Annotated in this window: 15 protein-coding genes; 13 read left to right on the plus strand and 2 right to left on the minus strand. The window is 47.2% G+C overall.

From position 1 onward, the window contains the following. Position 1 precedes the first annotated feature (1 nt). Both CXL14_RS13205 and CXL14_RS13210 read right to left on the minus strand, forming a co-directional pair. Positions 2-958 carry a CgeB family protein gene (locus tag CXL14_RS13205; RefSeq protein WP_014418149.1) on the minus strand — a complete coding sequence of 319 codons (957 nt, stop codon included), beginning with the start codon at positions 956-958 and terminating at the stop codon, positions 2-4. 6 nt (positions 959-964) lie between these two features. After that, positions 965-1,396, minus strand: coding sequence for a hypothetical protein (locus CXL14_RS13210; RefSeq protein WP_014418148.1), 432 nt, complete (start codon positions 1,394-1,396; stop codon positions 965-967). Positions 1,397-1,606: 210 nt separating this feature from the next. Between CXL14_RS13210 and cgeC the strand changes: the two genes are divergently transcribed. From cgeC to CXL14_RS13275, 13 genes are all read left to right on the plus strand, one after another. Beyond that, positions 1,607-1,906, plus strand: coding sequence for a spore maturation protein CgeC (gene cgeC / locus CXL14_RS13215; protein WP_007407929.1), 300 nt, complete (start codon positions 1,607-1,609; stop codon positions 1,904-1,906). Between the two features lie 64 nt (positions 1,907-1,970). Next, positions 1,971-3,242 (plus strand): glycosyltransferase family 2 protein, encoded by a 1,272-nt coding sequence (locus tag CXL14_RS13220; RefSeq protein WP_014418147.1) that lies wholly within the window; start codon positions 1,971-1,973, stop codon positions 3,240-3,242. 38 nt (positions 3,243-3,280) lie between these two features. After that, positions 3,281-4,060, plus strand: a complete 780-nt coding sequence (locus CXL14_RS13225) for a GNAT family N-acetyltransferase (RefSeq protein ID WP_014418146.1) — start codon at positions 3,281-3,283, stop codon at positions 4,058-4,060. A 78-nt stretch (positions 4,061-4,138) separates the two neighbouring features. Then, positions 4,139-4,285: a YjcZ family sporulation protein gene (locus CXL14_RS13230; protein WP_014418145.1), complete on the plus strand. Its 147-nt coding sequence runs from the start codon at positions 4,139-4,141 to the stop codon at positions 4,283-4,285. A 137-nt stretch (positions 4,286-4,422) separates the two neighbouring features. Next, entirely contained in the window at positions 4,423-4,869 is a 447-nt protein-coding gene (locus CXL14_RS13235; protein WP_032863669.1) for an AraC family transcriptional regulator, read from the plus strand. 247 nt (positions 4,870-5,116) lie between these two features. After that, positions 5,117-6,448: an aspartate aminotransferase family protein gene (locus CXL14_RS13240; RefSeq protein ID WP_014418143.1), complete on the plus strand. Its 1,332-nt coding sequence runs from the start codon at positions 5,117-5,119 to the stop codon at positions 6,446-6,448. A gap of 6 nt (positions 6,449-6,454) precedes the next feature. After that, on the plus strand, positions 6,455-7,144 hold the full coding sequence (locus CXL14_RS13245) for a CoA transferase subunit A (protein WP_012117777.1): 690 nt from the start codon (positions 6,455-6,457) through the stop codon (positions 7,142-7,144). After that, complete coding sequence (locus tag CXL14_RS13250; RefSeq protein ID WP_014418142.1) at positions 7,129-7,824, plus strand: 3-oxoacid CoA-transferase subunit B; 696 nt, start codon at positions 7,129-7,131, stop codon at positions 7,822-7,824. Before CXL14_RS13245 ends, CXL14_RS13250 begins: the two co-directional genes overlap by 16 nt. Then, on the plus strand, positions 7,796-9,097 hold the full coding sequence (locus tag CXL14_RS13255) for a peptidase (RefSeq protein ID WP_014418141.1): 1,302 nt from the start codon (positions 7,796-7,798) through the stop codon (positions 9,095-9,097). The genes CXL14_RS13250 and CXL14_RS13255 overlap by 29 nt, the downstream gene beginning before the upstream one ends. Next, the gene (gene ablB, locus CXL14_RS13260; RefSeq protein ID WP_014418140.1) at positions 9,060-9,932 is read left to right on the plus strand and encodes a putative beta-lysine N-acetyltransferase; all 873 of its coding nucleotides are present in this window, start codon (positions 9,060-9,062) and stop codon (positions 9,930-9,932) included. Before CXL14_RS13255 ends, ablB begins: the two co-directional genes overlap by 38 nt. Further along, on the plus strand, positions 9,929-11,350 hold the full coding sequence (gene ablA, locus CXL14_RS13265) for a lysine 2,3-aminomutase (RefSeq protein WP_014418139.1): 1,422 nt from the start codon (positions 9,929-9,931) through the stop codon (positions 11,348-11,350). Before ablB ends, ablA begins: the two co-directional genes overlap by 4 nt. Beyond that, positions 11,347-11,625 carry a YokU family protein gene (locus CXL14_RS13270; RefSeq protein ID WP_012117773.1) on the plus strand — a complete coding sequence of 93 codons (279 nt, stop codon included), beginning with the start codon at positions 11,347-11,349 and terminating at the stop codon, positions 11,623-11,625. Before ablA ends, CXL14_RS13270 begins: the two co-directional genes overlap by 4 nt. Positions 11,626-11,699: 74 nt before the next feature. Then, entirely contained in the window at positions 11,700-11,924 is a 225-nt protein-coding gene (locus tag CXL14_RS13275; protein ID WP_003153684.1) for a YozE family protein, read from the plus strand. Positions 11,925-12,122 lie beyond the last annotated feature (198 nt).

Consider the following 12,122-nt stretch of genomic DNA (forward strand, 5'->3'; position numbering starts at 1 on the left):
TTCATGAGAAAGTCCTGGAACGGATAGCCGCAAGCACAGCCGGCAGCCGGTCATACGTGTACGCCGGTACTGTCTCTTGGTAATTAAGCGCCGCGATTTGTTTACGTTCACCCGGGTTTGTCATATAAAAATGGATCTTATCCGCAAAATCCGCAAGCCCGCTGTAAGAAACAAAGGATGAAAACGGGGGCGCGGAAGAAAGGTCTGTCAGCTGAAAGGCCTGACAAGCCGCAATGTCTAAGCTCCTCGTATTTAAACTGATATTTTCGATGCCGCGTCCGTTCTGATTGAGCGCAAACCGATAAGAACGGTGAGGGTTTAAGACCACGTCTGCGCTGTTGTAATATAATGCGGCATGTTCGGGTTCAATCCATTCATCCATTACGAGCACATTTTGCTGCCTGGCGATTTTTTTAGGCAGATGTCTGCGCCATCCCTTCCCGATAATACGAAGCGTATACGGAAGCTTCGCCGCTGCTTTCACCAGTTCAACGCGGTTCGGGTAAGGGTATCCGATCAGAAGCAGATTTGTGTGAAGAGAGGCTTCAGCAGGTTGTTTCTTAAAAAACCGCTGATTAACGGGGATCGGGACATAATATACGTGCTGTAAGCCCATTTGCCGGTAAGCATCAAGCGCGTTTTGTTCTATCGTCAAAACGGCATCGGCGAAAGGGGCGATTGTCATGCTCACATCGAAATAAAAAGGATCCTCCGTCATCCATAGATAAACGGGAATCTGTTCTGTCTTCAGCCATTGAAGCCATTCAGACGGAATACGGTCTCCCGTCATCATCAGACTGATGTCTGGTTTGAATGCCCGTATACTGCGGATGGTATCCTCCTCAAACTCAGAAACAGAAAAAAAGCGGACGGAAGACTGTAAAAAGCCTTCCTCGATCCAGCGGTCAAAATACGTGTATATGCCTTTATATCCTGAACGGATATATAAAACGTTCATATGCTGTTACGAAGTGAACGTGACACTTTCAACTTTGTCGACGTCAAGCAATGTTGTAGCAGAGCCTGCCGGTGTAACGGAATTTTCCTGCGTAACAAAAACGATTCCGTGAATTTCGTCAAAGGCAACAAATTGAACCGGGCCGATCATGTCTCCTGAATCCATCACAATGCTGATGACAGTGCCGGGCTGAATTCTTGCAAAAATCCATCTCGCCGCTAATGAAATACCGCTTCCCAATACAGATTGTGCGCTGAGACTGTCTTTCGCCGCTGCTTCATCTACTTTTGCATCAATTGCCGATTCCAATAAATCTTTTACTTTGTTTTCCACATTATCTCCTCCATCTGTGCCGCCAGATAAAGCGCTGTTGTCAAATACAGGGGCTAAAAGAGTTTTCAATAACTCCTTTTTAAGCTCCAAACGATCCTCGCTCATGCGAACATACACCTCCTTTAACAATTTCAACCTCACGTTTATTCATATTCCTGATTGAAGAGATTGGTATAAGTCGAATGCCGTTTTGCTTGTGTTTTTTTCAATATTTAATCAAACAGCTGAATTTTCGAATCAGGCTTTGTTTGCCTATGCGGATTGTAAGAGTATGACATACGTTGTATAGATTAAAAAATGAAGGAGAGGAATACTTTGGATTCAGAAGAAACTGTAAAACACGGGGGTTTTGAGGAGGAATTTCAGCTCGTACTGCTTCTTCTTCTTTTGTTATCCCGTCAGCCGTCCGGAGATCATTCAGATTTGCGGCGTCAGCTTGTAATGGCAAAAGAGCTTGGGGTTCCTGTATCACGCGTCAATCTGATTAACGGCAGCACACTGCAAAACGTAATTGTCAAAGAAGTGCTGTCAGATTTGGCCGTTTTTCAAAATCCGCTCAATAATACGAGATCAAACGTCGCGATTTCAAGCATCGTCAGCTGGGGTGCTTTTTAATAACGGATATCAGGCTCTGTCTCTTTCGGAGCCGTTTTTTACGTTTTACAGAAGGGGTGATGGGATGGAAAAGAAGATCTCAATTATCTTAACGAGTTACAACAAACCGGATCTTGTGAAACAGGCGATTGAAAGTGTTTTGCATCAGACCTACAGCAATTGGGAGCTGTTTGTGATGGATGATCATTCAAATGAAGAAACTTCGGCTGCCATCAGTACGTATATAAAAGATCCTCGCATATATTATGACAACAGTTTTATCAATCCTGCCGAACGGCTGAAGTCGACCCGGTATGCCGTTTTGATTAATGATGCGCTTTCACGGGCTAAAGGCGAATACATCACTTATTTGACAGACGACACCGTATTTCATCCGGATAGGCTCAGCCGCATGGCGGAAGCGCTTAATCAATGCAGCGGGTTTGATGCCGTCTATTCCAGCCAGAAGGTGATACATGTAAACGGGCGCGGAACAGAACAATTCCACTTCTATCGTTTTGCTGAAGAGGTGCTTGATCAGGCCGCTTTTCTCGTTGATCACTGTTCGGTGATGCACCGGAGATCATTGCTTGAGCGTGTGAAAGAGAAGTTTGGCAGCTTTTGGGACGAAGATGTTATGCATTGGAATCACGGAGACTCTGTTTTTTGGAGCAGGCTCAACACATTTACATCATTTCTGCCGATAAAAGAAGTGTTGGATACGACCTATAAAACACCCCACTCATTTCAGAACACGTATCAATCGCTTCCGTCTGTCCTGATCGACGGGTCCTTTGTAAAGGGGACGGATCAGAAAGTATATCAGCTTGACCGAAATAAAAGGAAGCCTGTAAACGAGCGCTGGCATACGTTATATGAAGGGCGAACCGTCGTCATTCCGGATCCGTTTTTATTTCAATATGAGGAAGAGAACTCCGTCAGTATTCCGAATTTTCAGCTCGTCAGGGATCAGTTTCATGTTTATTTTATAGAAGACGGGGAGAAAAGGCTGGTTGATCATAGCGCATTTCGCTTTTACCGATTTAAACGGCATGACATCCCGGCTTTAGAACGGGACGAAATACAAGCGCTTCCGGACGGTCCGCCGATCAGCCGGGGGGCATCGGGCTGTATTCAACATCTGCCCGGGAGAATGCTGTTTCGCATTGAACGGGAATTTTATGTTTATTTGAGAGGGGTTCTCCATCCGATCAGTCATGACGTAGCGAAACGCTTTTTTGCGAATCAGAAGGCGATACCCATTTCCTTTCAGCAAATTAAACAATTACCAATTGGAATGCCGTTCTATCCGGTGTACGATGAAATTATGAGAAATCTCAATATAACAAAAGGTTGAGAGATGCAGTTGGATGTGTAAGGAAAAGGAGAGCTTTTATGACCGATCAATTTAATAAAACCGAGAAGCAGTATATAGAGCTTACTTCCGGCATTCAGAGGTTCGAGCATTTCAGTGTATATACGGACCCTTTTTTGCCGCAGATTTTTTCGCATAACTTTATTCAGCTGCACCATACATTTCCGTTAGACAAACTCCTGCCGTTTTTTTCGTCCGTTCCGGGCATGCTTCAAGCCAATTATATTCATGTGAAAGCGGCTCCGGAGCACACGTTTCCGCTTCTTCTGAAACAAACTCTGGTAAAACAGGGCTGCGTAGTGGAAGATGAGCTGTTTTTTGCAAGGAAACTGGAAAATGGGGACCTGCAGGCCGGACACCCGCTCACTGCTTGGGGGACGGAAAAAAGCCTCGCCGACGGGTCGTCTATTATGAACATCTATGATGCCCTTTACATTGGCGAGGCGGCGGCCGAACAAAAGCTTGAGCGGAAATATCCTTTGTATAAGGACGGAACGGTTATGCTTGTCGTGTGCTACAGCGACGCCTCGCAAACGATTCCGATCGGCTGCGGAGAGCTTTTCATCAACAAAGCAGATAAAACCGCAAAAATAGAAGAAGTCGCAATTCTGGATCAATTCCAACGAAAAGGCTACGGATCGATATTGATGAATGAGCTGATGGCGGCGGCAAAGCTGAACGGCATGGAAACCGTATACCTTGTGACGTCCGGGATGGACGGTGTAAACCGCTTTTATGAAAAACTCGGCTTCAAAAGATTTCGGCGCGTGCATACAATTTTTCATTATTTTCTTACATAGTTGGGCATTCGCATAAACCAATTGGGAGTTGGCCCGCATACAATGCCGTATATCGTAAGAAGAAAGGATGATTTGCGTATGTACGGATACGGATATGGCTACGGCTGCGGCAGTTTTGGCTATGGTTACGGGCACGGCGGCTGCGGAGGCGGAACCAGCACTTTTGTGCTGATTGTGGTATTGTTTATTTTATTAATCATCGTCGGTGCGGCTTTTATTTGTTAGACTGAAAAAAATCCTATAATGAAAATCAGCCTGCAGAGAACATCACTTTCTGCAGGCTTTTTGTTATTTCCATGCTGAAAAATCAGCTTGAAAAACATTTTAATACATATTACCTTTCTGGAGAAGGGGGCGAAAATGTGGACATAACGATTGAAGAATTACCTGAATCAAGAATTGCTTATTTCCGAAACGTCGGAAAGTATGGCGGAAAGCAAAACAAAGAACTGATGGAGTCATTTAAAAACTGGGCGCAATTGAATGGTCTGCTTGATCATTCTGTCATTTTAGGAATTCCGCAAGATCATCCGAATCGTACTCCTAAAGAGAAATGCCGCTATGATGTTTGTCTTGTTATCAATCAAGACCATGTGCCTGAACCAGCCCGGATCGGTACATTTTCCGGAGGGAAGTACGCTGTTTTCTTGCTTGATCATACAAAAGAGGCAGTCAGTGGATTTTGGAACACTGTTTTTTCTGAGATCGAAAAAAATAATTTATCAATCAGAGAACAGCCTATTATCGAAAGGTATACTTTACAAAAGGTGAATCATCATTTGTGTGAAATATTGATTCCCATACAGTAAAGAAGACGGGAATTTTCCGCCTTCTGCTTATACTGATTCAGATCAAAAATGATGTGATGATGAGCTGAGCAAAGAATAAAATCAACAATAGGAATAGAATTTCCAGAACGCTCTTCAGGCTGTCGGGACATCTCCGGCAGCCTGTTTTACAGAAAGGTATTTTCTGCAAAAAACTTTCTGAAGGATAAGAATGCGGTTATTCATCTGTTCATACAATGAAGCAAATGGGTTTTCGAGGTGGAAAGATATGGGTAGCTATTTAATCAAACCGGAGCTTGACGGGAATTATCCGTCAGTCAGTCATGGAAAGGGATCATATGTGTATGATCAGGAGGGGAACAAGTATCTTGACGGAGCATCGGGGGCGGTCACTTGCAATATCGGCCACGGCACGGAGGATATTATACAAGCTTTAAAAGAGCAGCTTGACTCCGTTTCGTTTGTGTATCGCTCGCAATTCACCAGTACTCCGGCAGAAGAACTGGCTTTATTTCTGGCCGATCATCTGCCGGGCGGGCTGAATTGGTCATTTTTTGTAAACAGCGGCTCAGAGGCAGTCGAAACAGCGATGAAAATAGCCGTTCAATATTGGCAGGAAAAAGGGCAATACCAAAAATCCGTCTTTCTATCAAGATGGGGCAGTTACCACGGTATTACTTTGGGAGCGCTTTCATTATCGGGATTCTACGAACGGAGATACCGCTTCACCCAACTGCTTGAACGGTTTCCGGCCGTTTCAGCACCTAATATGTATCGTTCTGAGCTGCAGGGAGAGGAATTTGTGAAGGCTGCGGCAGCTGAACTGGAAACGGCTGTTCAGCGGGTCGGTTCCTCATTTATCGCGGGATTTGTCGCAGAACCGATTGTCGGAGCAGCGGGGGCGGCCATCACTCCGCCGGCAGGTTATTATGAAGCGCTTGAGGATGTCTGCCGCCGGCACGGTATTTTGTTTATCGCGGATGAAGTCATGACGGGGCTCGGGAGAACAGGGCGGATGCTTGCTTCTGAGCATTGGGGGATCGCACCTGATATCGCGGTGCTCGGAAAAGGGTTAGGCGCCGGTTACGCTCCGATAGCGGCAGCTGTTGCGTCTGATGACATCATTGAAACGATCAAGCGGGGCTCCGGGGTCATTATGAGCGGACATACGTACAGTGCCAACCCATACTGTGCAAGAGCGGCGCTTGAAGTGCTTCGCTATGTTAAGAAACACGAGCTGCTTCGGCAGTCAGAGGAAAAAGGCGAAATGCTGAAGCGGAAATTAGAAGAAATCAAAGAGCGCAGCGGGGTGATTGGGGATGTCCGCGGTAAAGGCCTCCTGATCGGGGTTGAATTCGTTAAGAATAAAACGACGAAGGACGTTTTTTCGAAAAAACAGGCCTTCACCGAAAAAATCATTAAAGCGGCAAAAAAACGGGGCCTGCTTATTTACCCTGCAAAGCCCGGTATTGACAGCGGAGAAGGAGACGCCGTCATCATCGCCCCGCCGTTCACGATTTCATATGCTGAGCTGGATGAGCTGTCAGATCTATTTTCCCAGGCCGCAGAAGAAGTTGAAAAAATGATGAAGAAGGATTGAGCTGATATGTCTATTTTTCATAAAAAAATCGATATTCATGAAGCAATTGCCGATGTCAAGGACGAATCTGTCATTATGTTCGGCGGTTTTGGGGGAGTGGGTTCACCTCCGTCATTAATCGAAGCGATTTTGGAAAGCGGCGTTAAAGAGCTGACCGTCATCTGCAATGATGCCGGATTTCCGGAAATCGGCATCGGCCCGCTTATCGTTCATAAACGGGTAAAAAGGCTGATCGCTTCCCATATCGGCTCAAATCCTGTCGCGGGCAGGCAAATGACTGACGGAGCGCTTGAGGTGGAATTTTCGCCGCAAGGGACGCTTGCTGAACGGATTCGCGCAGGCGGAGCGGGGCTAGGCGGTATTTTAACTGATATCGGCATTGATAACGCAACCGTTTGTGAAAACAAAGAAACCGTAACGATTGATGGAAAGTCCTATTTAGTTGAAAAAGCGCTGACGGCTGATTTTGCTTTTGTGTCGGCACATACTGCTGATGAATTTGGGAATCTGACGTTTGACAAAACGGCGCGCAACATGAACCCTCTGATGGCTGCGGCGGCCGAAAGAACATTTGCTGAGGCGGCAGAGATTGTGCCTGCCGGCGAACTTGACAGCGAGCATATTGTAACGCCGGGTGTTTTCGTGGAGGGTGTCGTGCAAAGTGAAGGAGTGAAGTGGAGATGGGCTTGGGAATAGAGGAAAGAGAGAGTATCGCGAGGCGGGCCGCCAGTGAAGTTACCTCAGGAATGATCGTCAACTTGGGGATCGGCATTCCTTCTTTAGTGCCGAATTTTCTGCCGGACGGCATGGAGGTAATGCTGCAGGCGGAAAACGGCGTCCTGGGGATCGGCGGAAGTCCGGAGCGCGGAGAGGAGGATGAGCTTTTATGCAATGCGGCCGGATTTCCTGTCAGTACAGTTAAGGGTGCTTCCTATTTTGATTCAGCTCTGTCTTTTGCCATGATCAGAAAAGGGCTGATAGATATTACCATTTTAGGCGCGCTCCAAGTCAGCAGGACAGGTGATCTCGCCAATTGGCTCGTGCCGGGGAAAAAAGTGCCCGGAATGGGCGGGGCGATGGAGCTTGCCCAAGGCGCGAAAAAAGTGGTTGTCGTCATGAGCCACACCGATCAGAAAGGCCGGCCGAAGCTGGTCGAAAGCTGTTCATTGCCGCTTACAGCAGCGGGCTGTGCAGATCTCATCATTACAGAGAAAGCCGTCATCAGCATAGATGATGGGGCTTTTGTTCTTGAGGAACTGCTGAATGGCACGACCATAGACGATGTCATTCAAACAACGGATGCCGAAATCAGATTGGGAGAATGTTTTCTTAAAAGGGGGTCTGTCCATGGATCAATTAGAAAAGAAAGTCACTGAGTGGGCGGAAGAAAACACAGCAAAAGCGGTAAGCTTGCTGAAACGGCTGATCGGGGAAAAAAGCACGTTCGGCCATGAATTTAACGCACAGGCAGTCGTTTTAGAAAAACTGAGACAGTTTGACATGGATATTGATGTATGGGAGCCGAGTGTCAAACATTTGAAAGAGCATCCTTATTTTGTATCAGAACGCGAAGATTTCCATGAAAGCCCGAATATCACAGCCGTAAAGAAAGGGGCCGGGGGCGGAAGATCACTGATACTGAACGGACATATTGATGTTGTCCCGGAAGGAAATCCCGCCGCATGGACGTATGAACCGTTTACCGCTGTTGAAAAGGACGGCAAAGTTTACGGCCGCGGTTCAACGGATATGAAAGGCGGCAATACAGCCCTCTTGTTTGCGTTAGAAGCGCTTGAAGCCTGCGGGATTACGTTAAAAGGAGATATCCTGTTTCAAAGTGTCGTAGATGAAGAGTGCGGCGGTGCGGGAACGCTGTCGGCTGTTATGAGGGGCTACAAGGCTGACGGGGCGCTTATTCCCGAACCGACTAATTTAAAGCTGTTTGTTAAGCAGCAAGGGTCTATGTGGTTCCGCATTACGGTAAGAGGATTGTCCGCACACGGCGGCACCCGCTATGAAGGGGTGAGTGCCATTGAAAAAAGCCTGCATGTCATCACAGCCCTTAAAGAGCTTGAACACGTCCGCAACGCCCGTATCACAGACCCGCTTTATCGGGACGTTCCGATTCCGGTTCCCATTAATATCGGCACCGTCCAAGGGGGAACGTGGCCATCATCGGTAGCTGACCGTGTGGTGATAGAAGGCAGGTGCGGAATAGCGCCGGATGAAACGCCGGAAGCAGTAAAAGAAGAACTGGCAAGCTGGCTGAAAGATTTGGAGTACCGGGATGAATGGTTTAAACACCACCCGGCGGAAATAGAATGGTTTGGGGCTCAGTGGCTTCCGAATGATCTCCCGGATGAGCATCCGCTGATTTCCGCTCTGGAATCTTCTTTTGAGAAAATGAAAGGGGCAAAACCGGTTCGTGAAGCGTCCCCGTGGGGAACGGACGGAGGGCTTTTGCAGCACGCGGGACAGACGCCGGTCATCGTCTTCGGTCCGGGAGAAGTCAAGGCGGCGCATCAGGCGAATGAATACATTGAAATCCGGGCGTTAATCGATGCCGTCAAAATCATTTCTCTTTTTATGATGGAATGGTGCGGGGTGGCAGATGGGGGTGACGGAGCTGATAAAGGAACTGAGGGCTGAAAAGGGGGCGGCTGAGATTGATGCAGACCGTTTCAATGAGCGGCTCAGAGTCATTCGTTATGACGGGCAGATTACGGCGCTTATTCCGGCCGTTTTGGCAGAAGCAAAGCAAGAAGGAGCCCAAAAGGTAATTTTCTTTGCTAAGCGCGGCGATGAGCCGGAATTTGTCAAGCATCTTTTTATTGTTGAGGGTGTCATAGACGGGTATTACAACGGGCATGAGGCTGTTGTGATGGTGCGCTATTTATCAGAGGAACGGAGACGGTCAGATTCATATGTATCAGAAGATTCGACTGTTGACCGTTTATATGAGACACCGCAGCGGGGACTGACTCAGACTGAAAGCGCGCTGATGTTCAGAAAAGCGGACGAAGATGATGCAGACCGCTTATCGCACTTATATAAACATGTTTTTCTTACCTATCCGACTCCTGTCTTTAATCCCCTTTATATTAAAAAAACAATGAGAGAAAACACCATCTATTATGCCGCATTTGATCAGGATCGTCTCATTGGGGCGGCAAGCGCAGATATCAATCCGGTATTGGGGCACGCTGAAATGACCGATTGCGCGGTTCTGTCAGATTACAGGGGGAACTCCGTAACAGCACACTTGTTTAAAGCGTTGGAGCAGGAACTCGCTGGCCGGGGAATCATTCATCTTTTTTCCTTGGCCCGTGCAGCGTCTTACGGGATGAATGCCGTTTTGTACCATGCGGGATACGGCTACAGAGGCAGGCTTGTGAACAACTGCCGCATTTCAGAAGGGCTCGAAAATATGAATATATGGTGCAAGACTTTACGTTTGGCCATTCATAAGGAGGAATTCGTTTGACAAACAAATGGTTTCAGCCAAAGCGTCATTGGAAGGAGATTGAATTGTGGAAAGATGTGCCGGAAGAAAAGTGGAATGATTGGCTGTGGCAGCTCACCCATACTGTAAGAACCGTCGATGACCTGAAAAAAGTCATTCATTTGACCGAAGAGGAAGAAGAAGGCGTCAGGATATCTGTAAAAACTATTCCCCTGAACATTACGCCTTATTATGCTTCTTTAATGGATCCCGATAACCCGAGATGTCCGATCCGCATGCAGTCCGTGCCGCTGTCAGAAGAAATGCACAAAACGAAATATGACCTTGAAGATCCGCTGTTTGAAGATGAAGATTCACCGGTTCCCGGTCTTACGCACCGCTATCCCGACCGCGTTCTTTTTCTGGTGACAAATCAATGCTCGATGTATTGCCGATACTGCACCAGAAGGCGTTTTTCCGGACAGATCGGAATGGGGGTGCCGAAAAAACAGCTTGATGCGGCAATCGCTTACATCCGGGAAACGCCGGAAATCCGTGACTGCCTGATTTCCGGCGGAGACGGGCTTTTAATCAACGATCAGATTCTGGAATATATTTTGAAAAACCTGCGTGACATTCCCCACCTTGAAATTATCCGGATCGGAACGAGAGCACCCGTCGTATTTCCGCAGCGGATAACAGATAACCTTTGTCAGATTTTGAAAAAATATCATCCGGTCTGGCTGAACACTCATTTTAATACGAGCATCGAACTGACGGAAGAATCGGTTGCGGCGTGTGAAAAGCTCGTTAACGCAGGTGTTCCGGTCGGTAACCAGGCCGTTATTTTAGCAGGCATTAACGATTCGGTGCCGATTATGAAAAAACTCATGCATGATTTAGTGAAAATCCGCGTGCGTCCGTATTATATTTATCAATGTGATTTGTCAGAGGGAATCGGCCATTTCAGAGCGCCTGTGTCGAAAGGGCTGGAAATCATTGAAGGACTGAGGGGCCACACAACGGGCTTTGCCGTGCCGACCTTTGTCGTCGACGCCCCGGGCGGAGGCGGTAAAATCGCCCTGCAGCCGAACTACTTGCTCTCCCAAAGTCCGGAGAAAGTTGTGATCAGAAACTTCGAAGGGGTGATTACATCTTATCCCGAGCCGGAAAACTATATCCCGAATCAAGCCGACGACTATTTTGAATCTGTTTTTCCGGGAACGATGGCTAAACAAGAGCCGGTCGGACTGAGCGCCATTTTCGCGGACAAAGAGGTTTCGTTCACACCGGAAAATGTATCGAGGATCGACAGGAGGAAAACGTTTACATCAAACCCTGATCATGAAACGCTGAAAGACCGCAGGGAAAAGAGAGATGAATTGAAAGAAAAGAAATTTATTGCACAGCAAAAGAAAGAGCAAAAAGCAGGATCGGAAGTCGGAGGTGAATCGCCGTGAAGCCATGCGAGTGGTGCGGCAATCAGAAGGCGTCAGCTTGTCAGGCGGCTGTGTACTGGGAGCTTCCTGACGGTACGAGGGCCATAGAAATTACAGAAACACCTGCATTCGCCTGTTCCTCCTGCGGTATGACTTATCAGGAGGAAGCGGTCATAGCAGAAATCGAAAATCAGCTCTTTTTAGTCAATGCAAAAAAATTACCGGAAACACTCACATATCAAGAGCTGATGGAGACAGAACGGATCTTGAAACGGAATTATTTTGACTTCTCCTAGTCTTCTTTTGTTGTAATTTCACACTTGAATTGTATAATAGTACAACAAAAGACAGTCATCAGGAGGGGAAACCCATGAAATCCTTTTATCACTATTTGATGAAATACAGGCATCCCAAACCGCAGGACGCAATCAGCCGGTTTGCGAATCAGGCATACGAAGATCACGGCTTTCCGAAAACGTCAAGCGATTATCACGAGCTCAGTTCTTATTTAGAACTGAGCGCCGACTATTTAGAAACGATGGCGACATTTGATGAAGCTTGGGAAAAATATGAGACCGAGGTGCATCACGCCTGACGAAAAACCGCACATTGTGCGGTTTTTTTCTGTTGAAATCACTCGCTTATGAGGTGCCGTATGATCAAATCCCGCAACGCCGTCCGTTTTGATCAGCACGTAAACAAATCTTCCTGACGGCACGTATCTTAAGGCAGTAGAATGTATAGCTGCAGAGTTCACCGGATCAGGCCTGCTGCCGGTGGGGTCCCGTGTAAG

Source organism: Bacillus sp. SJ-10, from assembly GCF_002843505.1.
Lineage (GTDB): Bacteria > Bacillota > Bacilli > Bacillales > Bacillaceae > Bacillus > Bacillus velezensis.